The 25,636-nt window shown below is 71.6% G+C and carries 26 protein-coding genes; 12 read left to right on the top strand and 14 right to left on the bottom strand.

What is annotated here, in order from left to right; all coding sequences use genetic code 11:
* Positions 1-44 precede the first annotated feature (44 nt).
* Together ACWDZ4_RS24245 and clpS are read right to left on the bottom strand one after the other, a co-directional pair.
* On the bottom strand, positions 45-647 hold the full coding sequence (locus ACWDZ4_RS24245; protein ID WP_451510486.1) for a DUF2017 domain-containing protein: 603 nt from the start codon (positions 645-647) through the stop codon (positions 45-47).
* Positions 647-961, bottom strand: coding sequence for an ATP-dependent Clp protease adapter ClpS (gene clpS, locus ACWDZ4_RS24240; RefSeq protein ID WP_451510485.1), 315 nt, complete (start codon positions 959-961; stop codon positions 647-649). The genes ACWDZ4_RS24245 and clpS overlap by 1 nt, the downstream gene beginning before the upstream one ends.
* Before the next feature lie 82 nt (positions 962-1,043).
* Between clpS and ACWDZ4_RS24235 the strand changes: the two genes are divergently transcribed.
* Positions 1,044-2,372 (top strand): nicotinate phosphoribosyltransferase, encoded by a 1,329-nt coding sequence (locus ACWDZ4_RS24235; protein ID WP_451510484.1) that lies wholly within the window; start codon positions 1,044-1,046, stop codon positions 2,370-2,372.
* Between the two features lie 165 nt (positions 2,373-2,537).
* A complete protein-coding gene (locus ACWDZ4_RS24230) occupies positions 2,538-3,122 on the top strand; it encodes an isochorismatase family protein (RefSeq protein ID WP_451510483.1) in 585 nt (194 codons plus the stop codon).
* A gap of 81 nt (positions 3,123-3,203) precedes the next feature.
* Here ACWDZ4_RS24230 and ACWDZ4_RS24225 read toward each other — a convergent pair whose 3' ends face one another.
* Together ACWDZ4_RS24225 and ACWDZ4_RS24220 are read right to left on the bottom strand one after the other, a co-directional pair.
* Positions 3,204-3,518 carry a hypothetical protein gene (locus tag ACWDZ4_RS24225; RefSeq protein WP_093800654.1) on the bottom strand — a complete coding sequence of 105 codons (315 nt, stop codon included), beginning with the start codon at positions 3,516-3,518 and terminating at the stop codon, positions 3,204-3,206.
* A gap of 122 nt (positions 3,519-3,640) precedes the next feature.
* Positions 3,641-6,037: an immune inhibitor A domain-containing protein gene (locus ACWDZ4_RS24220; protein WP_451510482.1), complete on the bottom strand. Its 2,397-nt coding sequence runs from the start codon at positions 6,035-6,037 to the stop codon at positions 3,641-3,643.
* Between the two features lie 377 nt (positions 6,038-6,414).
* Here ACWDZ4_RS24220 and ACWDZ4_RS24215 point away from each other — a divergent pair, with 377 nt between their 5' ends.
* Positions 6,415-6,702, top strand: a complete 288-nt coding sequence (locus ACWDZ4_RS24215) for a hypothetical protein (protein WP_451510481.1) — start codon at positions 6,415-6,417, stop codon at positions 6,700-6,702.
* Here the strand turns inward: ACWDZ4_RS24215 and ACWDZ4_RS24210 are convergent.
* The 3 genes from ACWDZ4_RS24210 to ACWDZ4_RS24200 form a co-directional block, all read right to left on the bottom strand.
* The gene (locus tag ACWDZ4_RS24210) at positions 6,691-7,356 is read right to left on the bottom strand and encodes an RDD family protein (RefSeq protein ID WP_451510480.1); all 666 of its coding nucleotides are present in this window, start codon (positions 7,354-7,356) and stop codon (positions 6,691-6,693) included. The two genes, ACWDZ4_RS24215 and ACWDZ4_RS24210, sit on opposite strands and share 12 nt — an antisense overlap.
* Positions 7,357-7,426: 70 nt before the next feature.
* Positions 7,427-9,067 (bottom strand): RDD family protein, encoded by a 1,641-nt coding sequence (locus ACWDZ4_RS24205; RefSeq protein ID WP_451510479.1) that lies wholly within the window; start codon positions 9,065-9,067, stop codon positions 7,427-7,429.
* A gap of 259 nt (positions 9,068-9,326) precedes the next feature.
* Positions 9,327-10,694: an FAD-binding oxidoreductase gene (locus ACWDZ4_RS24200; protein ID WP_451510478.1), complete on the bottom strand. Its 1,368-nt coding sequence runs from the start codon at positions 10,692-10,694 to the stop codon at positions 9,327-9,329.
* A 97-nt stretch (positions 10,695-10,791) separates the two neighbouring features.
* Here ACWDZ4_RS24200 and ACWDZ4_RS24195 point away from each other — a divergent pair, with 97 nt between their 5' ends.
* On the top strand, positions 10,792-12,222 hold the full coding sequence (locus ACWDZ4_RS24195) for a tetratricopeptide repeat protein (RefSeq protein ID WP_451510477.1): 1,431 nt from the start codon (positions 10,792-10,794) through the stop codon (positions 12,220-12,222).
* Positions 12,223-12,417: 195 nt separating this feature from the next.
* Here the strand turns inward: ACWDZ4_RS24195 and ACWDZ4_RS24190 are convergent, their stop codons facing one another.
* Together ACWDZ4_RS24190 and hppD are read right to left on the bottom strand one after the other, a co-directional pair.
* Positions 12,418-13,350, bottom strand: coding sequence for a phage baseplate protein (locus ACWDZ4_RS24190; RefSeq protein ID WP_451510476.1), 933 nt, complete (start codon positions 13,348-13,350; stop codon positions 12,418-12,420).
* Between the two features lie 81 nt (positions 13,351-13,431).
* Positions 13,432-14,580 (bottom strand): 4-hydroxyphenylpyruvate dioxygenase, encoded by a 1,149-nt coding sequence (gene hppD, locus ACWDZ4_RS24185; protein ID WP_451510475.1) that lies wholly within the window; start codon positions 14,578-14,580, stop codon positions 13,432-13,434.
* 143 nt (positions 14,581-14,723) lie between these two features.
* Here hppD and ACWDZ4_RS24180 point away from each other — a divergent pair, with 143 nt between their 5' ends.
* From ACWDZ4_RS24180 to ACWDZ4_RS24145, 8 genes are all read left to right on the top strand, one after another.
* On the top strand, positions 14,724-15,209 hold the full coding sequence (locus tag ACWDZ4_RS24180) for an Lrp/AsnC family transcriptional regulator (RefSeq protein ID WP_344497724.1): 486 nt from the start codon (positions 14,724-14,726) through the stop codon (positions 15,207-15,209).
* 61 nt (positions 15,210-15,270) lie between these two features.
* Positions 15,271-15,918 carry an ABC transporter permease gene (locus tag ACWDZ4_RS24175; RefSeq protein WP_451510474.1) on the top strand — a complete coding sequence of 216 codons (648 nt, stop codon included), beginning with the start codon at positions 15,271-15,273 and terminating at the stop codon, positions 15,916-15,918.
* On the top strand, positions 15,911-17,152 hold the full coding sequence (locus ACWDZ4_RS24170) for a betaine/proline/choline family ABC transporter ATP-binding protein (protein WP_451510473.1): 1,242 nt from the start codon (positions 15,911-15,913) through the stop codon (positions 17,150-17,152). Before ACWDZ4_RS24175 ends, ACWDZ4_RS24170 begins: the two co-directional genes overlap by 8 nt.
* A complete protein-coding gene (locus ACWDZ4_RS24165) occupies positions 17,149-17,994 on the top strand; it encodes an ABC transporter permease (RefSeq protein ID WP_451510472.1) in 846 nt (281 codons plus the stop codon). The genes ACWDZ4_RS24170 and ACWDZ4_RS24165 overlap by 4 nt, the downstream gene beginning before the upstream one ends.
* Positions 17,995-18,050: 56 nt before the next feature.
* Entirely contained in the window at positions 18,051-18,995 is a 945-nt protein-coding gene (locus tag ACWDZ4_RS24160) for a glycine betaine ABC transporter substrate-binding protein (RefSeq protein WP_451510499.1), read from the top strand.
* 92 nt (positions 18,996-19,087) lie between these two features.
* The gene (locus tag ACWDZ4_RS24155) at positions 19,088-19,690 is read left to right on the top strand and encodes an ArsR/SmtB family transcription factor (RefSeq protein WP_451510471.1); all 603 of its coding nucleotides are present in this window, start codon (positions 19,088-19,090) and stop codon (positions 19,688-19,690) included.
* A 54-nt stretch (positions 19,691-19,744) separates the two neighbouring features.
* Positions 19,745-19,936 carry a hypothetical protein gene (locus ACWDZ4_RS24150; protein WP_451510470.1) on the top strand — a complete coding sequence of 64 codons (192 nt, stop codon included), beginning with the start codon at positions 19,745-19,747 and terminating at the stop codon, positions 19,934-19,936.
* Positions 19,933-21,270: an MFS transporter gene (locus tag ACWDZ4_RS24145; RefSeq protein ID WP_451510469.1), complete on the top strand. Its 1,338-nt coding sequence runs from the start codon at positions 19,933-19,935 to the stop codon at positions 21,268-21,270. Before ACWDZ4_RS24150 ends, ACWDZ4_RS24145 begins: the two co-directional genes overlap by 4 nt.
* On the opposite strand, the gene ACWDZ4_RS24140 is transcribed toward ACWDZ4_RS24145, so the two are convergent.
* The 5 genes from ACWDZ4_RS24140 to ACWDZ4_RS24120 form a co-directional block, all read right to left on the bottom strand.
* Entirely contained in the window at positions 21,197-21,988 is a 792-nt protein-coding gene (locus ACWDZ4_RS24140) for a S16 family serine protease (protein ID WP_451510468.1), read from the bottom strand. The two genes, ACWDZ4_RS24145 and ACWDZ4_RS24140, sit on opposite strands and share 74 nt — an antisense overlap.
* A gap of 79 nt (positions 21,989-22,067) precedes the next feature.
* The gene (locus ACWDZ4_RS24135; RefSeq protein ID WP_344497732.1) at positions 22,068-22,709 is read right to left on the bottom strand and encodes an IclR family transcriptional regulator; all 642 of its coding nucleotides are present in this window, start codon (positions 22,707-22,709) and stop codon (positions 22,068-22,070) included.
* Between the two features lie 348 nt (positions 22,710-23,057).
* Positions 23,058-24,839, bottom strand: a complete 1,782-nt coding sequence (locus tag ACWDZ4_RS24130) for a DEAD/DEAH box helicase (RefSeq protein ID WP_451510467.1) — start codon at positions 24,837-24,839, stop codon at positions 23,058-23,060.
* A 213-nt stretch (positions 24,840-25,052) separates the two neighbouring features.
* Positions 25,053-25,421, bottom strand: a complete 369-nt coding sequence (locus ACWDZ4_RS24125) for a type II toxin-antitoxin system death-on-curing family toxin (protein ID WP_451510466.1) — start codon at positions 25,419-25,421, stop codon at positions 25,053-25,055.
* On the bottom strand, positions 25,421-25,618 hold the full coding sequence (locus ACWDZ4_RS24120) for an Arc family DNA-binding protein (RefSeq protein WP_451510465.1): 198 nt from the start codon (positions 25,616-25,618) through the stop codon (positions 25,421-25,423). The genes ACWDZ4_RS24125 and ACWDZ4_RS24120 overlap by 1 nt, the downstream gene beginning before the upstream one ends.
* Positions 25,619-25,636 lie beyond the last annotated feature (18 nt).

The raw sequence follows: 25,636 nt of genomic DNA, 5'->3' as shown, positions 1-25,636 counted from the left end.
GCGCGGCCGGAAAGCGAACGCCTTGATCCATGTGTCCGGACGAATCAGGGCATCAGGGTATCGACGAGGCTTTCCTGGAGCGCGCCGAGCCACAGGTAGGCCATCACCATCGGCTTGCGCGGGTCGGAGTCCGGCAGCCGGTAGAGCCGGCCGTCCTCGTCCTCGTCGGTGACCTCCAGGCGGGTGCCGATGGTCAGCCGCAGGTCGTTGAGCGTCCCGAGCCAGCGCCGGCATTCGCCCTCGGTCAGCTTCAGCACGGCGCCGTCCTCACCGGTGGCGGCCGGCGCGTCGAGGCTGCGTACGACCGCGAGGGCGTCCTCGCGCTTGCGCGTCCGCAGGTCGTTCTCCGTGAAGCGCCTGAATTCGGCTGAGTTGGCCCGTACTTGCCGCTCGTCCTCTTCACCGGGTGCGGCCTGCGGATCGCCGTACGCGTCGGGGAAGAGCCGCGCCAGCGCGGGGTCGGCCGGCGCCTCGCTCGGCCCCTCGGCGAACAGCGCGGCCAGCGGGTCCTCGCCCGCCGCGGGCTGCTCGCCGGGTCCGACCAGCTCCAGCAGTTGTACGGCCAGGCTGCGCAGGATCGAGATCTCGACCTCGTCGAGCGCGACGGCCGCGCCGCCGCCCGGAATCCCCTCGAAGAGCCCGGCCATCAGCCGCGGTCCTGCGTGAGCGTCGCCCAGAGCCCGTAGCCGTGCATCGCCTGCACGTCGCGCTCCATCTCCTCGCGGCTGCCGCTGGAGACGACCGCGCGGCCCTTGTGGTGGACGTCGAGCATCAGCTTGTGCGCCTTGTCCTTGGAATAGCCGAAATAGGTCTGGAAGACATACGCGACATAGCTCATGAGATTGACGGGGTCGTTGTGGACCAGCGTCACCCAGGGGACGTCGGGGTCGGGGACGGCGGAGGTTTCCTCGGCCGACTCTGGGCGTTCGATCTCTGCGGGAGCCGTACTCACTCGTCCCATGGTGCCACCCGCCGACGGGCCCCGCACAAACGGCCACCCAGAAATCGTCACTCTGACGAGATGAGGAGGTAGCATCCCCCTCATGAACACTGCGGACCTTGGGCTGCCGGTGGATGTGCCATCGACAGCGCTCTTCACCGACCAGTACGAGTTCACCATGGTGCAGGCCGCCCTCAGGGCCGGTACCGCCGACCGCCGTTCCGTCTTCGAGGTCTTCACCCGCAGACTGCCCGAGGGGCGGCGCTACGGCGTCGTGGCGGGCACCGGGCGCGTCCTGGACGCCGTGGAGAACTTCCGCTTCGACGCGGGCGTGCTGGGCTTCCTGCGGGAGCGCGCGATCGTCGACGAACCGACGCTGGAGTGGCTCGCCTCGTACCGCTTCACGGGCGACATCTGGGGCTACCCGGAGGGTGAGGTCTACTTCCCGGGCTCCCCGGTCCTGCGGGTCGAGGGCGGCTTCGCCGAGTGCGTACTGCTGGAAACCGTGATCCTCTCGATCCTCAACCACGACTCGGCCATCGCGGCCGCCGCCTCCCGGATGGCCGCCGCCGCGGGGAGCCGCCCGCTGATCGAGATGGGCGCCCGGCGTACGCACGAGCTGTCCGCCGTCGCGTCGGCGCGCGCCGCGTACGTCGGCGGTTTCTCCTCCACCTCGGACCTGGCGGCCGGCTTCCGGTACAACATCCCCACCGTCGGGACCAGCGCGCACGCCTTCACCCTGCTGCACGACAGCGAGCGCGACGCCTTCCGGGCACAGGTCGCCTCGCTCGGCAGCGGGACGACGCTGCTGGTCGACACGTACGACGTCGCCGAGGCGGTCCGCAGCGCCGTCGAGGTGGCGGGAACGGGGCTCGGCGCGGTCCGCATCGACTCGGGCGACCTGCTGCTGGTCGCGCACCGGGTGCGCCAGCAGCTGGACGAGCTGGGCGCCACCGGGACGAGGATCGTGGTGACGAGCGACCTCGACGAGTACGCCATCGCCTCGCTGGCGGCGGCTCCGGTGGATGCGTACGGCGTGGGCACGCAGCTGGTCACCGGCAGCGGGCACCCCACCGCCTCCATGGTCTACAAGCTGGTCGCCCGCGCCGACTCGGCGGACCCGAAGGCCCCGCTGCGGCCGGTGGCGAAGAAGTCGCTGGGCGGGAAGAGCTCGGTCGGCGGCCGCAAGTGGGCCGCGCGCCGGCCGGACGCGTACGGCGTCGCGGAGGCGGAGGTCGTCGGCACCGGACCCCTGCCCGCCGAGCTGGCCGGCCGGGAGCTCCAGGTCGAGCTGGTCAAGGGCGGCCGGGTCGTGGCGCGCGAGCCGCTCGACGACGTACGGGAGCGGCACATCGCCGCGCGCGGGGGCCTGCCGATGTCGGCGGTGCAGCTGTCGAGGGGCGAGCCGGTGATCCCCACCGAGTACGCATGAACACCGGGTGAGCGGGAAGCGGAAGGCCGGAGGGCGGGCCGCCGACGGCGTCACCGGCTCTCCGGCAGCGAAAGGCCCTCTGCCACAAGACCGTTGAAATCCCTACTCTCGAACCATCGCTTCACAGCGGACACCCGCCGCCGACCCCCACCGAAGGGCCCCGCCATGCACCGCGCCTTGATCGTCGTGGACGTTCAGAACGACTTCTGCGAGGGCGGCAGCCTCCCGGTGGCGGGCGGTGCCGAGGTCGCCGCCGCCATCACCGACCTGATCGGCCAGGCCCCGGCCGGCTACCGCCACGTCGTGGCCACCCGCGATCACCATGTCGACCCCGGGGACCACTTCTCCTCCAGCCCGGACTACGTCCACTCCTGGCCGGTGCACTGCGTCGCCGGTACGGAGGGTGTGGGCTTCCACCCGAACTTCGCGCCGGCCGTCGCTTCGGGCGCCATCGCCGCCGTGTTCGACAAGGGCGCCCACGCGGCGGCGTACAGCGGCTTCGAAGGCGTCGACGAGAACGGGGTCGCGCCGGCCGACTGGCTCCGGGAGCGCGGTGTCACCGAGGTCGACGTCGTCGGCATCGCCACGGACCACTGCGTGCGGGCCACGGCCCTGGACGCGGTCCGCGAGGGCTTCACCACGCATGTCCTGCTCGACCTGACGGCGGGTGTCTCGGAGGCGACGACGGAGCGGGCGCTGGAGGAGATGCGCGAGGCGGGCGTGGAGCTGTCGGGCAAGCCGGTGGTCTAGGCGGCCGCCTTCCGCGCTTTCCCCGCTCCCCGCTCCCTCGCTTCCCCGCGGCGTCGGCCGCGCGGGCTCAGGAGGCCGGGCTCAGGCCGGGCGTACGGGTCTGAGCAGGGCCCGTATGGGGTGCCAGAGCTCCACGGTCTCCTGCGGCGCCGTGCGCCACAGCAGGCCGTCGGGGTGGTGCAGGACCGCCGTGATCTCGTCCGGCGTCGGCGGGTGGGCGTTGCCCCGCAGGTAGACCGCCCGCAGGCCGAGGTTGCGCAGCCGCGTCAGGGCGCGGGCCCGGTTCACGGAATGGACCAGGACGCGGACCTTGTGGCCGTCGGTCACCGGGCTGGGCAGGGTGAGAGCGACCACCACGCTGCCGCCGGGCAGCCGTACGAAACCTCCACCGGACATGCCGATCAATCCCCCATAAGACGTCGTGTCAATAAGAGCTGGTCAAGAGGCATCTAAACGTGAACGGCCGCCGCCCGCTAGAGGGCGACGGCCGATCATGCTCTGACCTGCGGTTATACGAATTACTTGGTCGAGGGGCCGACCTTCACGGTGATCATCGAGCCGTTCTTGGGCTCGCCGGCGATCGAGATCCTGGTGTTGGTGTCAGTGACCTTCACACCACCGGTCGGGTTCTCCTCGTACCAGTACGTCCCCTTGCGGTCGTCGAAGACCGGGACGCCCTTCTGCGACGCCAGCTTCAGCGGCACGTCCGCGCTGTGCAGCGTGAAGCCGTCCGTGCGGTAGCGGCTGAAGGTGGAGTCGAAGGACTGGATCTTGTTCCTCAGGAGCTTGCCGTCCGCCCACTTCAGCGGCTCGGCGTGCGCGTCGACCGGAAGGATCAGGCCCTTGCCCGGGTGGGCGCTGGTGTTGTTGTCCTTCTGCGAGGTGTCCCACTGCCAGATCAGCAGGCCGTTCTGGTACGGGTAGTGCTCGACCCAGCTGGGACGGGTTCCGGCGAAGCCGAAGTTGTACGGGCCGACCGCGAGCGTCCTGTCGTACGACACGTACTGGCGGTTCTCGGCCAGGTAGTACTGGGCGTAGTTCTCGGTGAAGGACGCGCCGACGCGCGAGAAGCCCTTGGCGGTCCAGCCGTTGTCGTCGCCCTCGGCGTTGTCCGTGAAGAGGACGGCGCCGTCGGCGCTGACCGTGATCGCGTCGGCCGCGAAGCCCTTGCCGCCCGCGCCGCCGTCCGTCTGGTAGCGGAAGCGCAGGTCGATCTTCTTGCCCGCGTAGGCGTCCAGCGGGAAGGCGAGCTTCTTGTGCGCGCCGCCCTCGCCGGTCAGCCCCGGCTTGTCGGCGGCGTCGCGCGGGAGCGCCTTGCCGTCGGCCGTGCCGTCGACGACGGTCCACGTCCGGCCGGCGTCGGTGGAGACCTCGGTGTACAGCCAGTCGTAGTTCGCCTCGATGTCCCACCAGCCCTGGAGCGACAGCTCGGCCCCGGCCTTGCCGGTGAGGTCGACGGAGCGGGTCAGGGTGTTCTTGAGGTCGTCGCCCATGCCGCTCCACCACTGCTTGGAGCCCTCGGCGGGCTTCACGACAGGCGTGGTGACGGACTTCTCGGGCAGCTCGACGACGAGCGCCTGCGGGTTCTTGGTGTGGTACGCCGAGACGCCCAGCTTGTGGGTCGACTCCGTCGCGGCCTTCGCCTTGTCGTAGTCGAGCCAGCCCAGCTGGAACTTGTCCCAGGCGGTCATGTCACCGGGCAGGTCGCCGATCTCGTTCCTGCCCTTGCCGAGCCAGGAGCCGGCCGACATCAACGACCAGAAACCGACGCCGTTCTCGCCCCTGCCCGAAGTGTCGTACAGGTCGGGCAGGCCCAGGTCGTGGCCGTACTCGTGGGCGAAGACGCCGAGGCCGCCGTTCTCCGGCTGCATGGTGTAGTCGCCGACCCAGATGCCGGTCCTGCCGATCTGGGTGCCGCCGGACGGGTTGCCGGCCGGGCCGGTCTTGCCCGCGTCGGTGCCGTACGCGTACCAGCGGTGCGCCCACAGGGCGTTCTCGCCCTGCTCGCCGCCGCCCGCCGACTCGTCCTCGCCCGCGTGGACGATCTGGAAGTGGTCGATGTAGCCGTCGGACTCGTTGAAGTCGCCGTCGGAGTCGAAGTCGTAGCGGTCCCACTGGTCGTAACCGGCGAGCTGCGCCTTGATCTCGGCGTCCGTCTTCCCCTTGGCCTTCTGGTCGGCGGCCCAGGCGGTCACACCGTCGCGGACGGTGTCCCACACGTTGGCGCAGTTGGAGTCGCCGCAGTAGTTGGAGCCGTAACGGGCCTCGTTGTAGTCGACCTTGACCCAGTCGGAGACCTCGCCCTCGACCGAGTAACGGCCGGAGGAGGTCTTCTCGTAGTACGTCTTGAGGGAGTCCTTGCCCTTGCCCTCGCCGAAGTACAGCTCCTGGAAGTGCTTCCGGTCGTAGTCCTTCTGCCAGGCCGTGGAGTTGTCCTCGGTGCGGTCCGGCTCGGCTATCTCGTTGTGCGCGGGGCCGGCCTCGCCGCCGTACTTCTTGACGGGCGGCTTCGGTCCGTCGCCGTCCGGGTCGAACAGGGTGGTGTCGTCGACCTTGTCGCCGAACTCCACCAGGATCGTGAAGATCTTGTCGGTCTTCTCCCGGCCCAGCTCGACGTACTTGCCCTTGTCGAGCTTCACGACCTTGGAGCCGCCGCGTTTCTGCACCGTGGCGTCGCCCGATATGACCTGTTCGAGCGCCGCTTTGCGCTCCTGCGCCTGCTGCTCGCTGAACGGACCTTCGAGGTCGTGCTCCACATGCCCCTTGGCGGGCGCCGGGTCGCGGCGCTCGATGCCGGCCGCGGTCGGCCACTCGTCGTCGGCCTGAGCGGTGGCGGACGCGGATGCCGTCGCGGCGGTCGCGGCCATGGCCACGACGATTGCGGCGGTTCTGATCCGCCTTCTGCTGGTGGTCACTTGATGATGTCCTCCCCTGCGGCCGCGTCAGCACGGAAGAGGGTGAGGGGTTCCGAGCGCGGCACGCGTCACAAGTGACGTCATTCGACCGGAGTTGCTGAAGAAAAGACAGATCTTGACTTGAACAGCTCAAGTGCACTATGCAGACGCTCGGTTCCGGATACCGGACACTTCCGATCGGTCATGAAGCCTCTTCGAGGGCGCGCCGATCCCCACCGATGGGGCGCGGAGTGACTCCGTGCGCCCCCGATGCACCGGCACCGTGGGTTAGGTCACGCTTACTGCCGGTTCCGTGCGGGCACTCACCGTCGTAGAGTCGCTCGAAGCGCGACCCGGTCGAGGAACCCCCATCTGCTGCTCCGAGGACGGATACCGCCATGCCGCGTCCGACTGCCGCACAGTTCGCCTACGGCTCAGCCACCGTCGTCTTCTCGACCCTCGCCATGCTGCTGCTGTCCCGCACGGCGTCGGGCATCGGCGCCGCGGTCATCGCCCTCGCGGCACTCGCGCTGGGCGTGCTGGTCGCACTGACCGTTCCGGCCCCCAAGGCGGGGCGCACGGCACCCCGCGCGGGCGACGCGACCGCGACGGAAGCGGCCCCCGGCGCCGTGGACCACGCGGCCCGGGCACACTCGGCGGTCGGCGGGCACTCGCTACGCGGTTGAGACCACCACGGTCTTGGCCGCCTTGTCGTGGAGCCCCTGCTTGTAGGGCTTGTCGACCATGATCATCACCAGGTTGACGAGCCACCACAGGCAGAAGCAGCAGATCAGAGCCGGCGCCCACAGGACCACCGCGCGCAGCAGTGACGCGTTGGTCTCCGGGACCATGCCGCTGTTGAGCATCGCGACGCGCAGGTTCATCAGCCGCTTGCCGACGGTCCGGCCGTCCTTGGCCGTCAGGTAGGTGTCGTAGCCGATGTACACGACCATCGAGACGAGCTGCCAGACGAGCGACTTGCCGCCGGACATCTGGGTGGAGACCTCGTCCCAGTCGTCGCTGTTGTAGCTGTCGAACATGCCGAGCAGCCAGCCGACGAGAGCCAGCGGAACGCCGACGACGAGTGCGTCGACGATGCGGGCCGCGACGCGCTTGCCGAGGGGGGCGAGCGGCGGCATCCCGGCGAGCGGGTCCGCGGCGCCGCCGCTGTAGGGCGGGGGCGGGGTGCCGTAGGGGGTGCCGCCGTAGGGCGAGTCCCCGTAGGGGGAGCCGCCGCCGGGCGGGGGCGGCGGCGTCGACGGCGGCGGCTCCTGGGGCGGCTTCTTGCGGAACGGGTCGTCATCGGGCGGCTGGCCGGGCGGCGGCTGATCGTTGCTCATGACCGCAGTCGACCGCGCCCGCCCGCCGGCCGCATCCGGTCGGGTGCCGTTCGGGGGACCCGGCCGCCCCTCAGTCCCCCGCTACGAACGTACGCGCCGCCTTGTCGTGCCAGCACTGCCGCCACGGGCGGTCGAACAGGCACCACGCGACATTGACGACCCCGACCGCGAGAACGCCGAGCACGCCGTACACGAGCCAGCGGCGCAACGCGGCGCCGAACGTCGGGGGCTCGTGCGCCTCGATGTCCCGCACGTGGATCCGGCACAGCCTCTTGCCGAGCGTACGGCCCCACTTGGCGGTCGGCAGCGCCTCGTACACCACTCCGAGGACGAGGTACGCGCCGAGCACGATGCCGAGGTATCCGGCGGTCGTTCCGTCGAGCAGCCATACGGTCACGGTCTCGCCGGAGAGCTTCGCCGCCTCGATCTTCTCGTCGATGTGCGTGAGCGCGGCGGACACGAGGGGTACGGCGACGGCGCCGACCGCGGCGCCGAGGAGGACCGTGTCGACCAGCCGCGCCGCCAGCCGTTTGGCGAGGCCGGCGGGCCTGACCGCGGCCTGGGCCTGGGCGGCCCGCAGGAACGGGTCGCTGACCGGCGGCTTCCAGGGCACGACGGGCGGCGCGCCCGCCTCGTCCTGGTCCGGCTGCGCGAGCTGGTGCACCTGCTGCGCCCACGAGGCGGCCCCGCCGCCGGCCCCGGAAGCGACGGGAGTCCCGACGGGAGCACCCACCCCCGCACCGGCCTGCGGCCCCTGCACCTGACCGGGCTGCCCCGGCCCGGGGGCCTGGACCGGCACGCCGGCCTGCACCGGAGCCTGCGCCTGACCCAGGGCCTGCCCTTGCTCAGGGACCTGAGACTGACCAGGGACCTGAGGCTGACCAGGGACCTGGGGCCGCCCCGGCTGCTGCGGCTGCTGCGGCTGCTGGCCCGGAACCTGGCGCTGTCCCGCGCCCGGGGTCATGGTCCTGATGGCCATCGTGCCGTCGGTCCGGGCCGTCCGGGGGGACCGGGCCTCGTCCCGGCGCACGGCACGGAGGGTGACCGTGCCGTCGGTGGGAGGCGGAGTCCGGCTGGGCGTACGGACGCCGGGGAGCGCGCCCCCGCTGGGGTCGGCGCCGGTGGCCGGCCTCCCGGCCTCCCCGCCGCCGGCCCGGGCCGGGTCGCCCGCGTCGGCGGGGCGCTCCGGCGCGGAACCGCCCGTACGACGGAGGTCGACCCCGCCGCCCCCGCGGCGCGGGTCCGCCGAGGGCCCGGAAGCGGCCGCGTCACCGGGACCGGAGGCACCGCCGGAGCCGCCGGGAGCGGGCGCGCCGCCCTCAACCGACGGGCCGCCGTCGGGGGCGGCCGGCGAGTCGGCGGGCGCCGGGGCGGAGCCCCAGGAGACCCGGCGGTCGCGGTCGCCGCCGAAGCCGGTCTGGCGGGACGTGTCCGCCTGCCAGGCCGACGCCGGTTCCGGGGCGCCGCCGCGCAGGTGCGCGCCCTCCGGCTCCTCGTCGAAGAAGAGCGGGCCGGTCTCCTCGACGGAAGGGGTCGGGGGCGTGGCGGCGGGCGCGGGCGGCAGGGACTCGCTGTCCGGCGGGGCGGGTCGGCTGGTCCCGGGCACCCAGGCGGCCCCGTTCCAGAACCGGACGTAACCGGGGATGGACGGGTCGGGATAGTAGCCAGGGGCGGGGCTGCTGTCGCCGCTGGCCGGGGTGGGGGCGCTCATCACCGTGTCCCGTATCTAGTCGATGGCCTCGTTGACGAGGTCCACATCTATCAGACCGCCGCGACGCGCCGGGCCCGTCCCGCTGGAAGCACTACTTTCCGGTCGTCTCCAGTGCCTCCCCGGACGCTTTCGCGTACGGGTGCGTGAGGAACCCGGCGGAGTGGCCGTCGGGCACCGGGAACGCCGGGTGCCGCGGGAGACCCGCGCACGCGCGGATTCCGAGCACCGCTCCTTCGCCGTAAGTCTGAGGCCCGGAGCCTCAGAAGAGCTTGCCCGGATTGAGGAGGCCGAGCGGGTCGAAGGCCGCCTTGACGGCGCGCTGCAACTCCACTCCCACCGGACCCAGTTCGCGTGCCAGCCACTCCTTCTTGAGTACGCCGACTCCGTGCTCGCCGGTGATGGTGCCGCCGAGTTCCAGGCCGAGCGCCATGATCTCGTCGAAGGACTCGCGGGCACGCCGCGACTCGTCCGCGTCCAGGTGGTCGAAGCACACCACCGGATGCGTGTTGCCGTCGCCCGCGTGCGCGCAGACCCCGATGGTGAGGTCGTACTTCTCGGCGATGGCGGCGGTCCCCTCCAGCATCGCGCCGAGCTTCGAGCGCGGTACGCACACGTCGTCGATCATCGTCGCGGGCTTGACCGCCTCCAGCGCGGTGAGGGACATCCGCCGCGCCTGCAGCAGCAGTTCGGACTCGGCGGCGTCCTCGGCGGGGACGACTTCCGTGGCGCCGGCCGCGGTGCACAGCGCGCCGACGGCGGCGAGGTCGGGGGCGGGGTCGGGGGTGTCGAAGGCGGCGAGCAGGAGCGCCTCGGTGGACTCGGGGAGGCCCATGGCGGCCATCTTGTTGACGGCGCGCAGGGTCGTACGGTCCATGAGTTCGAGCAGCGAGGGGGCATGGCCCCGCGCCATGATCGCGCAGACCGCGTCGCAGGCGGCGGCGGCCGACGGGAACTCGGCGGCGAGGACGAGCTGCCGCGGCGGGGCGGGCTTGAGCGCCAGGACCGCCTTGACGACGACACCGAGGGTGCCCTCGGAGCCGACGAAGAGCCGGGTCAGGTCGTAGCCCGCGACGCCCTTGGCCGTGCGCCGCCCGGTGGTCAGGAGGCGGCCGTCGGCGAGTACGACGTCCAGGCCCAGGACGTACTCGGCCGTCACGCCGTACTTCACACAGCACAGCCCGCCCGACGCCGTGCCGATGTTGCCGCCGATGGTGCACATCTCCCAACTCGACGGGTCCGGCGGGTAGGAGAGCCCCTTCTCGGCCACGGCGCGTGACAGCACCGCGTTGATCACACCCGGTTCGACGACGGCGATCCGGTCCACGGCGCTGATCTCCAGGATCCGGTCCATCTTCACCAGGGACAGCACGATGCAGCCGTCACTCGCGTTGGCGGCGCCGGACAGCCCGGTCCGCGCGCCCTGCGGCACGACGGGGACGCGCAGCGCGGTCGCCGTGCGCATGACGTGCTGGACCTGCTCGACGGTGCGTGGCAGGACGACGACGGCCGGGGTCCCGGCGGCGCAGAAACCAGCCATGTCGTGGGCGTACGAAGCCGTGATGTCCGTGTCGGTGACCACGGCATCGGCCGGGAGACCCGCACGCAGCTGCTGGAGAAGATCGTCCATGGTCCCAGCGTGGCACTCGGGGCCATCGGTGTGAACCCGTCTGCGAGCCACTTGGCGGGTCCGGATGTGCTCTTCATACCGGCGCACAGTGATCGCCATGAAGACGGAACAGCGGGTGAAGCGGTGGCGGCCGCCGGCCGCCGTGCTGGTGAGTACGGCGGCGCTGGTCGCGGGCGTCGCGGGGGTGTTCGCGTCGGGGGCGCTGGACGAGGCCCCGCCGGTGCCGGGTCCCGTCGGGCGGGCGGCGGCCGCCGTCGGGGCCGTGGGCGCCGGGGTGCCGGCCGCGCCGGCCGACCTGACCGCGCTCATCGGGGACCGCAGGTCGTGGCTGCGCGGGCACCCCGAGGACGGCCGCTCCTGGGCGGTGCTCGGCTCCGCGTACCTGGAGCGGGGCCGCTGGACGGCCGACCCGGCGGACTTTCCGCGCGCGGAGATGGCGCTGCGTCACTCGCTGTCCGTACGGCCGAAAGCGAATCCGGACGCCGTGGCCGGTCTCGCGGCGCTGGCCCACGCACGCGGCGACCACCGCGCCGCGAAGAAGTGGGGCGAGGAGGTCCGCGGGCGCTCGCCGAAACGATGGACGGCGTACCCGGCCCTGATCGGCGCGTACCGGCACCTGGGTGACCAGAAGGCGGCCGCCGATGCAGTGAAAAAGCTCCAGGCGCTGCACCCGGGCCCGCAGGCACAACGGCTCGCCGCGGAGGTGTACCGCGACCGGGGCTGGCGGGAGGACGCGGCGGTGGCGCTGTCCGACGCGACGGCGCTCGCGGACTCCACGGCCCAGAAGGTGACCGGGCTGTACGGCATGGGCGAGCTGGCGTGGGAGCGCGGCGAGCCGGACGAGGCTCTGCGCCACTACGAGGCGGCCCTGCGCACGGACTCCGGTTACGCGCGGGCCAGGGCGGGCCGCGCCCGGGTCATGGCGGCGCTGGCGCGCCCGGCCGACGCGGAGGGCGACTACCTGGTGGCACTGGCGCAGACGCCGCTCCCGGGCATCGCTCTGGAGTACGGCGAGCTGCTGGAGTCCCTGGGCCGCGAGGACGAGGCGAAGGAGCAGTACGCGCTGGTACGGGCCCGGGTGGCGCTGACGGAGCAGCGTGGGGGCGGCGGCGACGAGCTGCTGCTCGGGCAGCTCGACGCGGACCACGGCGCCCCGTCGGCAGCGGTCCGCCGGCTGCGGGCGGAGTGGAGGCGGCACCCGAACGCGTACGTCGCGGACGCCCTGGCGTGGTCCCTGTTCCGCGCGGGCGGCAAGAAGAACACCGGGCAGGCCCTGACGTACGCCCTCACGGCCACGGACCGGGGCCCCCGCAACGCGCAGTTCTTCTACCACCTGGGGATGATCGAGCGGAAGCTGGGCAAGTCCGGTGCGGCCAGGCGCCACCTGGAGGAGGCGCTGCGCATCAACCCGTCGTTCTCGCCGCTGCCGGCCGCGCGGGCGCGCGAGGCGCTGAACGCCCTGGGCGAGCCCCCGCGAGGCGCCCCCCGCCGGACGCATGGCGAGCCGGCCCCTGCCCGGGCACGCTGAGCACCGCCTCACACGCCACGGTGCCGGGAGGGGACGCGCCGGGGCGCTCTCCGCCAGGGCGCCGCACGCGAGCACCCCGGACAGACCCAGGTACCCGAGCGTCCGGCGCCCGAGGAGACGCCCCGGCACGGCACCGGCCCTCCGCCCCGGGAACATCACGGCGCCCCCGCCGGACGCATGGCCCCCGACGGCAGCTCAGGCGTGCTGCTTGTAGTAGATGGAGTACCTGCGCGCCCCCGGCTCCCCCGAGGCGAACCCCATGCACAGCCGCGGCCTGCCGGTGCGCCGTACCGCGAGGCCTTCCGGTTCGCGGTGGTCGAGGGAGTAGCCGGCCTCGGTGCGGGTCCGCTGGACCGGCTCGCCGGTGCGGATGTCGATGCAGGAGACGTACGTGTTGCCGTGCCCGGAGGGCGGATTGGCCGGCCCGTACGGTTCGCCGGCCAGCTGGTACAGGTAGTTGCCGTACAGCGCGAAGCCCTGGAAGTCGACGTCGGGTTCGGGGTGCGCGGCGGCCTGCGCGAAGTCGTGCAGAGGCTTCGAGAAGTCACCGGCGACGGCGTGGGCCAGCGAGAAGACGCGGTAGCGCACCTTGCCTCCGATGCGATGGCGGACGGCGATCCGCTTGCGGCTCATGTCCACGGACGGCTGGTTCGCGGTGGACCCCTCGACCGGGTAGCGGGTCGATTCCGTCGAGCCCCGCCGTACCTGCCGGTCCACGAACCGGAACCGCGTGATGCCGCGCCCGAACGCCATGGAGTCCGCGACCCGCGCGTCCGTCTCCGTCCAGATCCAGGTCGCCCCGGCCGCGTCCCGCTCGACGCCCATGCCGACGCCGTGCCCGTGCCCCAGCAGGTACATGCGGCCGAGCCGCGCGCCCTTGAGGTCGAGCTGGTTGAGGCACATGTCGCCGCGCTGCCGTCTCTCCGTGCCGGTGTAGGTCCTCGGCTCGCCGGAGAGTCTGATGCCGCCCTGCATCATCTGGAGGACGTACAGCCGCTGCCGGGAGTCGTCGAAGGCGAAGGACTGGAGGACCGTGGTGTGCCCGAGGGGCTTCTTCCAGTGCCACCGCTTCGACGGGACAGCCAGGTCGATGCGCTCGTCACTCGTGCTCGCACTCACACTAGTCATGGCCATGACTCACGATAGCGGCCCACGGCCCCACGGGTCAGGGGCGCGTGGGGCCGCGAGGGGCGCGAAGGGCGCGAGGGCTCAGAGGTTTCCGCGCTTCTCCTGCTCCCGCTCGATCGCTTCGAAGAGGGCCTTGAAGTTGCCCTTGCCGAAGCCCATCGAGCCGTGCCGCTCGATCATCTCGAAGAAGACGGTCGGCCGGTCCTGGACCGGCTTGGTGAAGATCTGGAGCAGGTAGCCGTCCTCGTCGCGGTCGACGAGGATCTTCAGCTCGCGCAGCGTCTCGACGGGGACGCGCGTCTCGCCCGCCCACTCGCCGAGCGTGTCGTAGTACGAGTCGGGGGTGTCCAGGAACTGGACGCCGTTCGCCCGCATCGAGCGCACGGTGGCGACGATGTCGTTCGTGGCGAGCGCGATGTGCTGGACGCCGGCGCCGCCGTAGAACTCCAGGTACTCGTCGATCTGCGACTTCTTCTTCGCGATCGCGGGCTCGTTGATCGGGAACTTCACCTTCAGGGTGCCGTCCGCGACCACCTTCGACATCAGCGCCGAGTACTCGGTCGCGATGTCGTCGCCCACGAACTCCTTCATGTTGGTGAAGCCCATGACCTTGTTGTAGAAGGCCACCCACTCGTTCATCCTGCCGAGCTCGACGTTGCCGACGCAGTGGTCGATGGCCTGGAAGGTGCGCTTGGCCGGCGGCTCGACGACCGGGTCGGCGGTGACGAAGCCGGGCAGGTACGGGCCGTCGTAGCCCGATCGCTCGACGAGGGTGTGCCGGGTCTTGCCGTACGTCGCGATCGCGGCCAGTACGACGACGCCGTGCTCGTCCTTGACCTCGTGCGGCTCCTCGATGCCGCGCGCCCCGTGCTCCACGGCGTAGGCGTACGCGGCGCGGGCGTCCGGGACCTCGATGGCGAGGTCGACGACGCCGTCGCCGTGCTCGGCGACGTGGTCGGCGAGGAAGCGGCCCCGGTCGGTGGAGGGCTTGATGACGGAGGTGAGGACGAAGCGGGCGGCGCCGTTCGTCAGGACGTAACTCGCGGTCTCGCGGCTGCCGTTCTCCGGTCCGGAGTAGGCGACGAGCTTCATGCCGAAGGCGGTCGAGTAGTAGTGCGCGGCCTGCTTGGCGTTGCCGACGGCGAAGACGACCGCGTCCATTCCCCTGACCGGGAAGGGGTCGGCCTCGCGCGCGGTGCCGGGAGTGGTGTGCTGCGTGGTCTCAGTCATGGCGGCAGGCTCTCTCCGTATCGCAAGCTGCGCAATAGTTCGCTGAAACGCTGGGCAATGTGCCCACCGGATCGCCAGAATGGCCGGGCGATCTGTACAGGATGACCAGGCTCAGCACGAGGTGTCGGGAAGCAGGGCGGCCCATGTCCACAGACGGTATCGACGAACTCGACGGCCGGCTCATCGTGCTGCTGGCGCGCGAGCCGCGGATCGGGGTGCTGGAGGCGTCGCGCCGCCTGGGGGTGGCGCGCGGGACCGTACAGGCGCGGATGGACCGCCTTCAGTCCAATGGAGTCATCCGCGGATTCGGTCCGGACGTCGATCCGGCCGCGCTCGGCTATCCGGTGACGGCGTTCGCGACGCTGGAGATCAAACAGGGCCAGGGCGCCGACGTACGGGCGCACCTGGCGTCCGTACCGGAGGTGCTGGAGCTGCACACGACGACGGGGCACGGCGACATGCTCTGCCGCCTCGTCGCCCGTTCGAACGCCGATCTCCAACGTGTGATCGACCGGGTTGTGGGCTTTGATGGCATCGTGCGGGCCTCCACGGCGATTGTCATGGAAAATCCCGTGCCCCTGCGGATCATCCCGCTGGTGGAGCAGGCCGCGGCCGACGGGCCCGGCTGACGAGGACCGATCGACGAGAGCCGGCTGAAGAGGGCCGACAAGGGCGGACGAGGGAGCGCGCGTGAGCTTCTGGGAGTACCTGGGCACCCGGCACCAGCAGTTGCTCACCGACGCCCTGCAGCACGTCAGCGCGGTCTTCCAGTGCATGGTGATCGCCACCCTGCTGGGGATCACCGTCGGCGTGCTCACCTACCGCAGCCCCTGGGCCGGGAACCTGGCCGTCACCTCCACGGCCACCGTCCTCACGATCCCCTCCCTCGCACTGATCGGCCTGCTGGTCCCGGTGGTGGGGCTCGGCGTGCCGCCCACCGTGATCGCGCTGGTGCTGTACGGGCTGCTGCCGATCGTCCGCAACGCGATCGTGGGCCTGCGCGGGGTGGACCCCACCGTCGTCGACGCGGCCAAGGGCATCGGGATGTCCCGGGCCGCCCGGATGCTGAGGGTGGAACTGCCGCTCGCCTGGCCCCCCATCCTGACCGGCATCCGGGTCTCCACGCAGATGCTGATGGGCATCGCCGCCATCGCCGCGTACGCCTCGGGCCCCGGCCTGGGCAACGAGATCTTCCGCGGCATCGCCTCGCTGGGCAGCGCCAACGCGATCAACCAGGTGCTCGCGGGAACGCTCGGCATCGTCGTCCTCGCCCTGCTCTTCGACGCGGCGTACGTCCTGCTCGGCCGACTGACCATCCCGAGGGGGATCCGTGCCTGAGGCGGCGAAGGGGGCAGCGGCTTCCGGTGCCAGCATCGAGCTGGAGAACCTCTCCAAGCGCTACCCGGGCAACCCGGGCCCGGCGGTGGACAACGTCTCGATGGAGATCAGGGCCGGCGAGACGGTGATCCTCGTGGGCCCCTCCGGCTGCGGCAAGTCGACCACGCTGAGGATGATCAACCGGCTGATCGAGCCGAGCTCCGGGCGGATCAGGATCAACGACGAGGACGTCACCGACATGGACCCGGTGAAGCTGCGCCGCAGGATCGGGTACGCGATCCAGTCCTCCGGGCTCTTCCCGCACATGACGGCCGCCGAGAACATCGCACTCGTACCGAGGATGACCGGCTGGTCGAAGGCGAAGGTGAAGGACCGGGTCGAGGAGATGCTCGACCTGGTGGGGCTCGACCCGCGCGAGTTCCACGGGCGCTACCCGCGGCAGCTGTCGGGCGGCCAGCAGCAGCGCGTGGGGGTGGCGCGGGCGCTCGCCGCCGATCCGCCGGTGCTGCTGATGGACGAGCCGTTCGGCGCCGTCGACCCGATCACCCGCGACCACCTCCAGGACGAACTGATCCGCCTCCAGCGCGACCTGCACAAGACGATCGTCTTCGTGACGCACGACTTCGACGAGGCGATCAAGCTCGGGGACCGGATCGCGGTCCTGCGGGAGCGTTCGCACATCGCGCAGTTCGACACCCCGGAGGCGATCCTCACCCATCCGGCGGACGACTTCGTGTCGGGCTTCGTCGGGGCGGGGGCGGCCCTGAAGCGGCTCAACCTCACCCGTGTACGGGAGGTGGAGATCGCCGACTTCCCGACGGTGAGCGTGGACGACCCGCTCCAGACGATCTTCAACCGGCTGCGCAGCGGCCTGCACAACGAGCTGCTGATGCTCGACCGGCGGGGCCGCCCCTACAAGTGGCTGCGGCGCGGCGACCTGATGCGCGCCAAGGGGTCGCTGGCGCGGGCCGGGCACCTCGTGCACGACACCGTGACGCGGGACGCCACGCTGCACGACGCGCTGGAGGCGGTGCTCATCGACTCGGCCGGGCGGGTGGCGGTGACGGGGCGGCGCGGCGAGTACATCGGGGTCGTCGACATGGAGACGCTGCTGAACTCGGTGCACGAGATGCTGGAGGCCGACCGGCTGGCGGCCGTCGAGCACCGGCACGACCTGGAGGAGCTGCGCCACCACCGGACCGAGGCGGAGCTGGAGGGCGGTGCGGGCGGATGAGCGACGCCTCCAGCGGTCCCTCCCAGGAGGGCGTGGACCAGGACCTGTTCACGGAGGAGGGGCAGGGGAAAGAGGACGGGCGGGCGCCGGCGCCCGGTGTCCCGAAGCGGCGGTTCGTCCGGCGGAAGCTGGTGGTCATGCCGGTCGTGCTGGCCCTCGTGCTGCTGGCGACGTACCTGTGGATCTCCCACGCACGCCTCGACACGATCGCCGAGAACTCCCTCGCGGGCGGCAATGTGAAGCTGCGGCTGTGGCAGCACGTCAAGCTCACCGCGGTCTCCACGTTCTGGGTGCTGGTCATCGCGGTCCCCCTGGGCATCGCCCTGACCCGGCGCCGCCTCAGCCGGGGCGCCCCGCTGGTGACGGCGGTCGCCAACGTCGGGCAGGCGACGCCCGTCATCGGCCTGCTGGCGCTGCTGGTGATCTGGCTGGGCATCGGCCCCACCACCGCGATCGTCGGCATGGTGGTCTACGCCGTGCTGCCGGTGCTCTCCAACACGGTGGCCGGCCTGCGGGCGATCGACCCCCAGCTGGTGGAGGCCTCGCGGGGCATCGGCATGTCGGCGGCGGGCACCCTCGCCAGGGTCGAACTGCCGCTCGCCGTACCGCTGATCCTGGCGGGCGTGCGCACCGCGCTCGTCATCAACGTCGGTACGGCCACGCTGGCCACCTTCGGCGGGGGCGGCGGCCTCGGCGACCTGATCACCTCGGGCATCCAGACCCAGCGGACGGCGGTGCTGGTCCTCGGCTCGGTACTGACGGTGGTGCTGGCCCTGCTGGTGGACTGGCTGGCGTCCCTGGTGGAGCTGGCGATGACCCCGCGCGGGCTGGAGGAGGGGTGACAGGGGTGACGCGGTCCTCGTCCGTCGTACGCACGGCACTGGGCGCGGCGCTGGCGATGCTGCTGGCGGCGGCCGGGCTGTCCGGCTGCGGCCTCAAGAGCGGCTCTCCGATGGCCGACGACGTGGCGCCGGGTTCGGTCGGCCGGGGACAGCCGCTCAAGGGCGCTTCGCTGACGGTCACCTCGAAGAACTTCAGCGAGAACATCGTCCTGGGCCACATGATCGGCCTGGTCTTCAAGGCGGCGGGCGCCGAGGTCCTGGACCGGACGAACCTGCCGGGGTCGGTCAGCGGCCGCGAGGCGATCGTCAAGGGCGACGCGGACGCCATCTACGAGTACACCGGCACCGCCTGGATCACCTACCTGGGCAACCAGGAGCCGGTCGTCGACCCGCTGGAGCAGTGGCGGGCGGTGCGGGACGCGGACGTGGGGAACGGGGTCACCTGGCTGCCGCCGTCCGCGCTCAACAACACGTACACGCTGGTGATCAGCAAACGGAACAACGCGAAGTACAGGCTCAGGACCATGTCGGACGTCGCGGAGCTGTCGCGGCGCGATCCCTCGGCGGTGACGCTCTGCGTGGAGAACGAGTTCGCGTCGCGCGAGGACGGGCTGCCGGGGCTGAGGAGGGCGTACGGCATGGACATCCCGGCCGGGAACGTCAGGAAGATGGACGCCGGGATCATCTACACCCAGGTCTCCGAGTCGGGGTCGTGCCTGCTCGGCGAGGCGTTCACGACCGACGGCCGGATCGAGGCCATGGACCTGGACACCGTCACGGACGACAAGCACTTCTTCCCCAACTACAACGCCGCTCCCGCGCTGCACTCGGCGACGTACGAGAAGTATCCGGCGATCGCGGGGCTGCTGAACCCGCTGAGCGCGCGGCTGAACACCGAGGTGGCGCGGGAGCTGAACGCGAAGGTGGACGTGGACGGGGAGGACCCGCACGAGGTGGCGAAGGACTGGCTGGTGAAGGAGGGCTTCATCAGGGAGGGATAGGCGCGGGGAGGGCAGGCGCAAAGGAATCAATGCAAAGAGGATATTGCAACGGAGTGCTTGCAAAGGCTTCTTTGCAAGCCTAGGGTGAAGGCATGCCCCAAGAGCCCGAGCAGCCCGGCACCCCCGCACCCCCGGAGCCCGACACCCGTGTGCTGGACGCCCGTTCGCTGCGCGGGCTCGCCCACCCCCTGCGCATCCAGCTGTTGAAGTCCCTGCGCCACGACGGGCCCGCCACCGCCTCCCAACTCGCCCAGCGGCTGGGCGAGTCCAGCGGCGCCACCAGCTACCACCTGCGCCAGCTCGCCGCCCACGGCTTCGTCGAGGACGACCCGGAGCGCGGCAAGGGACGCGAGCGGTGGTGGAGGGCGGCGCAGGAAGGGACCACCTTCAGCAGGGAGTTGCACGACAGCCCCGACCCCGCCGTGCGCGGGGCCGCCGACCTCTTCATGCACGAGATCGCCAACATCCACACCCAGGAGGTCAGCACCTGGCTCGGCACCGCGCGCGAATGGCCCGAGGAGTGGGCCGGCACCTCGGACCTGAGCGACTTCACGCTCCAGCTCACCCCTGAGCAGCTGAAGGAGCTGAACGAGAAGATCCACGCGCTCATCAACAGCTACTACGGACTGTCCGACGAAGGCTCCGCCCAGGTCCGCCTGCACACGCACTCCTTCCCCCGCCGCCCCACGGACTGACCCCACGGACCGACCCCGCAGACCGGCCCCACGGACCGAAGGGAACCGCCCGCCATGCACCCCGACATACACCTCCGGCTCCACCACCAGCGCGCCGCCGAACTGCGCACCCGGGCCGCCGAGTACACCCGCGCCCCCCGCCCCGCGCCGCGTCGCCCCCTGCGCGCCCGCCTCGGCTGGACCATGGTCGAGCTGGGCCTGCGCCTCGCCCAGCAGCCCGCCGCCCGGCCCGCCCGTACCGCGTGAAGGCGCAGGGGCGGAAGAGACCGTTCGCGGCCGTCCTGGCCGCCAACACCGTCTCCACGGCGGGCACTTCGCTCACCATGATCGGCGTCCCGTGGTTCGTGCTCGACACCACGGGCAGCGCCGCCCGGGCCGGCGTCGTCGCCTTCTGCGCGACGCTGCCGGTCGTCGTCGCCGCGCTCGTCGGCGGCCCCTTCATCGACCGGATCGGCCGCCGCCGGGTCTCCGTCGCCTCCGACCTGGTGTGCGGCCTCGCCGTCGGCGCGATTCCGCTGCTGCACTACGCCGGCGCGCTGGAGTTCTGGATGCTGTGCGCGCTGATGGCGGTCGGCGGCCTCGCCCACACGCCCGGCACGACGGCCCGTTACGTCCTCCTCCCCGACCTCGCCGCCCACGCCGGCACCACCCTCACTCGCGCCGCCGGCCTCTTCGAGGGCGTCTCGCGCGGGGCCCGCATGATCGGGGCCGCGCTCGCGGGCGTACTGATCGCGCTGCTCGGCGCCGAGGCGGTGCTGCTGCTCGACGCGGCGACGTTCGCGGTGTCGGCGCTGCTGGTCGCGGCGGGGGTGCGGGGCCTACGGGCGGCCGAGCCGCAGAAGGCGGCGCCGGTGTCGTTCACGACGTACCGCACGGAACTGCGCGAGGGGTACGTCTTCCTCCTGCGCCACCGCCTCCTGCTGGCCGTGGTCCTGATGGTGATGCTCACCAACGGCCTGGACCAGGGCTGGAGTTCGGTCCTCCTGCCCGTCCACGTCAAGGGCGATCCGGGCGGCGCGGCCGTCCTGGGCATGCTCGCCGCGACCTTCGGCGGGGCGGCGCTGCTCGGCGCGCTGCTCTACGGGGCGGTCGGCGAGCGCTTCCCGCGCCGGGTGGTCTTCACCGTCGCGTTCCTGCTCTGCGGGCTGCCGCGCTTCGCCGTCGCCGCGCTGGTGGACGGGACGGCGGCGCTGGCCGTGACGATGGCGGCGGGCGGTCTGGCCGCCGGGATGCTCAACCCGATCCTGACGACGGTGACGTACGAACGCGTCCCCCAGGAGCTGCGCAGCCGCGTCGGGGGCGTGACCACGGCCGGCTGCGAGCTGACCATGCCGCTGGGCGGCCTCGCGGCGGGGCTGCTGGTCGAGGAGGCGGGGCTCGTGACGGCGCTGCTGGTGTTCGGCGGGGCGTACTTCCTGGCGACACTGAGCCCGGCGGTCTTCCCGTCCTGGCGGACGATGGACGACGTACAGCCCACAGGGCCCGTACAGCCCGTACGGCCGCCCGCTAGCAGCTCGGAACCTTCCCGCTCCTCTTCTCCAGCGCCACCAGCGCCCGCACCGCGTCCTTCAGCGTCGTGACGGGCACCAGGCGCAGCCCCTCGGGCTTCTCGGCCCGGGCCTGCGCGCACTCCTCCTCCGGTACGAGGAAGACCGTCGCCCCGTCGCGCCGGGCCGCCTGCGTCTTGAGCGGTACGCCGCCGACCGGGCCCACGTCGCCGTCGGAGGTGATCGTGCCCGTACCGGCGATGGTGCGGCCGCCGGTGAGGCCGCCGCCCGAGCCGTCGCCGTCCAGCTTGTCGACGATGCCGAGGGAGAAGAGCAGCCCGGCGCTGGGGCCGCCGATGTCGGCGAGGTTGAGGTCCACCTTCACCTGGTCGGGGCTCTTGCCGAGGTAGCCGAGCGCCGCGTCGACGGCGGTCTCCTGCGACTGCTCCATCTCCGCGGCGTTGTGCTTCTCGATCTCGGCGTCGGTGTCGCCGGTCGGGTAGACCGCCTCCTTGGGCATGACGGCCCGGTCGGTCCTGAACCACGCGTCGACGACCTGCCCCAGGTCGATGTCGACGGACGGCCCCGTCGCCACGATCGTCGTCATCAGCAGCTCTCCGGTGGTCTCGCGCACCGGCGCGCCGGTGATGGTGATCACCGGTTCGCCCTTGTCCTCACCGAGCACGTTCGCGGTGCTGCCGGGCTGCGCGAGGACGTAGGGCAGCGGCGCGAAGGCGGCCACGGCGAAGAGCGCGAGCGCGGGGGCCCCGCAAAGGGCGAGGACACGGGGGCGGGAGAGACGTGAGAGCACGTCCCCAATCTAATGGGCGCGCGCCCCTCTCCCCCGTGCACCCCTCGCACCCTGTCCACCCCTCACACCCCGCGCCCCCTCACCTCAGCGCGTCGGCGACCTCACGGGCGGCGTCGACCACGCGCGGTCCCACCCGCTCGGGAACGGAGTCGGCGAGCATGACGACGCCGACACTGCCCTCCAGTCCGGTGATGCCGACCAGGGGCGCCGCCGCGCCACTGGCACCGGCCTCCAGTTCGCCGTGGGTGAGGGTGAAGCCGCCGTCCTCCAGGGCGCCCTGGCGGGCGGCGAGGATGGCCCGGCCGGCCGCCCCCCGGTCGAGGGGGTGACGGAACCCCGTGCGGTACGCCACGTGGTAGTCGGTCCACGTCGGCTCGACGACCGCGACCGCGAGGGCCTCGGCGCCGTCGACCAGCGTCAGGTGCGCCGTGGCCCCTATGTCCTCGGCGAGGGAACGCAGCGCGGGCAGCGCGGCTTCCCGTACGAGCGGATGGACCTGCCGGCCCAGGCGGAGCACGCCGAGGCCGACGCGGGCGCGGCCGCCCAGGTCGCGGCGTATCAGCGCGTGCTGCTCGAGGGTGGCGAGCAGGCGGTAGACGACCGTGCGGTTCACACCGAGTTTGTTGGAGAGCTCGGTGACGGTCAGACCGTGATCGGTGTCGGCAAGCAGTTTGAGGACACGTAGTCCCCGGTCGAGCGTCTGGGAAGTTTCCGCGGTCACGACGCCCACTCCTCTGTGGTGAGTGCGACGGCTCTTCGACGGGTGCGCCGCCGGTCCCGTCGGCGTCGCGCGCAGAGGCCGCCGGCAGGCCATGGCACCGGCTGCGCTCCGCGGCGGCTCTGCCACGGGGCGTATGCGTTGCGGGAAAGGTAGCGATCGACTCCGCTCAGCGGAAGACCTCGTCCAGAATCCGGGCGCGGAAGATGAGTTGATCCGCATTCGACCCGAATCTGCGTTCTCCCCGGGCCGAAGAGTCCCGCCCCTCGGAACGGACGGGGCCCGGAGAAGCGTCTCCGGGCCCCGCGCGTCACTTCCCGGCAGACGCCCCACGAGGCGTCCCGGCAGGCGTCACCGCATGCGGGTGGCCCACTCCTGGACCTTCTTGATCCGGTCCTGGAGCTGCCCGGCCGTGGCCTCGGCGCTCGGCGGACCACCGCAGACCCTGCGCAGCTCGGTGTGGATGACGCCGTGCGGCTTGCCGCTCTGGTGGACGTACGCGCCGACCATCGTGTTGAGCGACTTGCGCAGCTCCAGCAGCTGTTTGTGCGTTACCACGGGACGCGCCTCGGCCGGCTTCTCCAGCAGGTCGGCCTCCGCGGCCGGCTTCTGGCGGCTGTGCGCGATCTGCCGGGTCTGGCGCTTCTGGAGGAGGAGCTGCACCTGGTCGGGCTCCAGCAGCCCGGGGATGCCGAGGTAGTCCTGCTCCTCCTCGCTCCCGGGGTGGGCCTGCATGCCGAACTCCGCGCCGTCGTACAGCACCCGGTCGAAGACGGCGTCGGACTCCAGGGCCTCGAAGGGCAGCTGCTCCTCGGTCTCCTCGTCCTCCGGCTTCTCGGCGTCGGCGAGGAGCTTGTCCTCCTCGGCGAACGGGTTCTCGTCCTCGCCGCCCTTCTTGGGCTTGTCGAGGACGTGGTCCCGCTCGACCTCCATCTCGTTGGCGAACTCGAGGAGCATCGGAATCGTGGGAACGAACACGGACGCGGTCTCGCCGCGCCTGCGCGATCGTACGAAGCGCCCGACGGCCTGGGCGAAGAAGAGCGGCGTGGAGATCGTCGTCGCGTACACGCCGACCGCCAGGCGCGGTACGTCGACGCCTTCCGACACCATGCGGACCGCGACCATCCAGCGGGAGTCGTCCGCGCTGAACTGGTCGATCTTCTTCGAGGCGGCCTTCTCGTCGGACAGGACGACGGTCGGCCGGTCGCCGGTGATCCTCTTCAGGATCTTGGCGTACTCGCGGGCACTGTCCTGGTCGGTGGCGATGACGAGCCCGCCGGCGTCCGGGATGCCCTTGCGTACTTCGGTCAGCCGCTTGTCGGCGGCCGCGAGGACGTTCGGGATCCACTCCCCCGTCGGCGCGAGCGCCGTGCGCCATGCCTGCCCGATGGCGTCCCTGGTCATCGGCTCGCCGAGCCGGGCGGCGATCTCGTCACCGGCCTTGGTGCGCCAGCGCATGTTGCCGCTGTAGGAGAGGAAGATGACGGGCCGCACGACACCGTCGGCCAGGGCGTTGCCGTAGCCGTAGGTGTAGTCGGCGGAGGAGCGCCGGATGCCGTCGTTTCCCTCTTCGTACGCGACGAAGGGGATGGGGTTGGTGTCGGAGCGGAAGGGCGTGCCGGTCAGGGCGAGACGCCGGGTCGCCGGGTCGAACGCCTCCTGGCACGCCTCGCCCCAGGACTTCGAGTCACCGGCGTGGTGGATCTCGTCGAGGATCACCAGTGTCTTGCGCTGCTCGCAGCGGTTGCGGTGGAGCATGGGGCGCACGCCGACACCGGCATAGGTGACGGCGACCCCGTGGTACTCCTTGCTGAGCGGACCGGCGCTGTAGTCGGGGTCGAGCTTGATGCCTATCCGGGCGGCGGCCTCCGCCCACTGCTTCTTGAGGTGCTCGGTCGGCGCGACGACGGTGATCTGCTGTACGACGTGGTGGTGCAGCAGCCACGAGGCGAGCGTCAGCGCGAAGGTCGTCTTGCCCGCGCCGGGGGTGGCGACCGCGAGGAAGTCGCGCGGCTGGTCCTGGATGTACTTCTCCAGCGCCCCCTGCTGCCAGGCGCGCAGCTTGTTGGCGGTGCCCCAGGGGGCGCGGCCGGGGAAGGCGGGTGAGAGGTGGTGGGAGGCGGTAGTAGTCACGGTCTCCGGCGGAATCCTAGGGGCCGCGCCCAGCGCGTCGGGCAGGGTGGCGGCGGGCGACGGGTGGGCTCTCGGGGTCACATGGGGCACGTACGACAACCGGGCCACCTTACCGGCGGCGCGGTTGCGATCCGGCTGAACGCCCCGGGCCGCTCCCTGTTGGGACCCACCTCACACCAGGGCGCGCACCCCGTCCGCGACGGCGGCGGTGCTTCACTCCGCGAAGCGCGGAAGTTCCTTGGCGATCTGCGGCATGTCCAGCTCTCCCTGGCACACGTCCAGGACGAACTGCTCCGCCGCATCCACATCGAACCCCGCGCGCAGCTTGTGCCCGTTCATCTGCAGGAAGACCCAGGCGGCGTACCAGGCAATCCGCTTGTTGCCGTCAATGAGGGCGTGGTTGCGCGCCGACGACTCCATGAGCGCTGCGGCCTTCTGCCATACGTCGGGGTACGCGTCCTGGCCGAACACGCTCGCCTGCGGGCGGGCCAGGGCCGAATCGAGCAGCCCGTAGTCGCGCACTTCGCTGGCTCCCAGACGCCCCGCGAGGTTCAGGAGCTCGGGCAACGTCAGGTACTGCATCAGGCGAGCCGTCGGTTCAGCTCCGCGCTGACGTTCAGCACATGGTCGGCTGCCTCGTTGAAGAGCCGAGAGTGTTCGTTTATGGCAGTGATCACCGCATCGTGGGCGAACGACTGCATACTCCGGCCTTCCGCCTCGGCACGCTCGCGCAGGGCGTCCAGCTCTTCCTCGGTGAACCGCAGATTCAGACCAGCCATGAGGCATATGGTACCGCG

The organism is Streptomyces sp. NPDC003016 (assembly GCF_053591455.1).
This window is presented reverse-complemented; position numbering and strand designations above follow the sequence as displayed.

What these genes read in the sequence shown, in the direction of transcription:
- ACWDZ4_RS24245 (WP_451510486.1), bottom strand. Translation starts at nt 647, where the DNA reads ATGGCCGGGCTCTTCGAGGGGATTCCGGGCGGCGGCGCGGCCGTCGCG.
- clpS (WP_451510485.1), bottom strand. Translation starts at nt 961, where the DNA reads ATGGGACGAGTGAGTACGGCTCCCGCAGAGATCGAACGCCCAGAGTCG.
- ACWDZ4_RS24235 (WP_451510484.1), top strand. Translation starts at nt 1,044, where the DNA reads ATGAACACTGCGGACCTTGGGCTGCCGGTGGATGTGCCATCGACAGCG.
- ACWDZ4_RS24230 (WP_451510483.1), top strand. Translation starts at nt 2,538, where the DNA reads ATGCACCGCGCCTTGATCGTCGTGGACGTTCAGAACGACTTCTGCGAG.
- ACWDZ4_RS24225 (WP_093800654.1), bottom strand. Translation starts at nt 3,518, where the DNA reads ATGTCCGGTGGAGGTTTCGTACGGCTGCCCGGCGGCAGCGTGGTGGTC.
- ACWDZ4_RS24215 (WP_451510481.1), top strand. Translation starts at nt 6,415, where the DNA reads ATGCCGCGTCCGACTGCCGCACAGTTCGCCTACGGCTCAGCCACCGTC.
- ACWDZ4_RS24210 (WP_451510480.1), bottom strand. Translation starts at nt 7,356, where the DNA reads ATGAGCAACGATCAGCCGCCGCCCGGCCAGCCGCCCGATGACGACCCG.
- ACWDZ4_RS24205 (WP_451510479.1), bottom strand. Translation starts at nt 9,067, where the DNA reads ATGAGCGCCCCCACCCCGGCCAGCGGCGACAGCAGCCCCGCCCCTGGC.
- ACWDZ4_RS24200 (WP_451510478.1), bottom strand. Translation starts at nt 10,694, where the DNA reads ATGGACGATCTTCTCCAGCAGCTGCGTGCGGGTCTCCCGGCCGATGCC.
- ACWDZ4_RS24195 (WP_451510477.1), top strand. Translation starts at nt 10,792, where the DNA reads ATGAAGACGGAACAGCGGGTGAAGCGGTGGCGGCCGCCGGCCGCCGTG.
- ACWDZ4_RS24190 (WP_451510476.1), bottom strand. Translation starts at nt 13,350, where the DNA reads ATGACTAGTGTGAGTGCGAGCACGAGTGACGAGCGCATCGACCTGGCT.
- hppD (WP_451510475.1), bottom strand. Translation starts at nt 14,580, where the DNA reads ATGACTGAGACCACGCAGCACACCACTCCCGGCACCGCGCGCGAGGCC.
- ACWDZ4_RS24180 (WP_344497724.1), top strand. Translation starts at nt 14,724, where the DNA reads ATGTCCACAGACGGTATCGACGAACTCGACGGCCGGCTCATCGTGCTG.
- ACWDZ4_RS24165 (WP_451510472.1), top strand. Translation starts at nt 17,149, where the DNA reads ATGAGCGACGCCTCCAGCGGTCCCTCCCAGGAGGGCGTGGACCAGGAC.
- ACWDZ4_RS24160 (WP_451510499.1), top strand. Translation starts at nt 18,051, where the DNA reads ATGCTGCTGGCGGCGGCCGGGCTGTCCGGCTGCGGCCTCAAGAGCGGC.
- ACWDZ4_RS24155 (WP_451510471.1), top strand. Translation starts at nt 19,088, where the DNA reads ATGCCCCAAGAGCCCGAGCAGCCCGGCACCCCCGCACCCCCGGAGCCC.
- ACWDZ4_RS24150 (WP_451510470.1), top strand. Translation starts at nt 19,745, where the DNA reads ATGCACCCCGACATACACCTCCGGCTCCACCACCAGCGCGCCGCCGAA.
- ACWDZ4_RS24125 (WP_451510466.1), bottom strand. Translation starts at nt 25,421, where the DNA reads ATGCAGTACCTGACGTTGCCCGAGCTCCTGAACCTCGCGGGGCGTCTG.
- ACWDZ4_RS24120 (WP_451510465.1), bottom strand. Translation starts at nt 25,618, where the DNA reads ATGGCTGGTCTGAATCTGCGGTTCACCGAGGAAGAGCTGGACGCCCTG.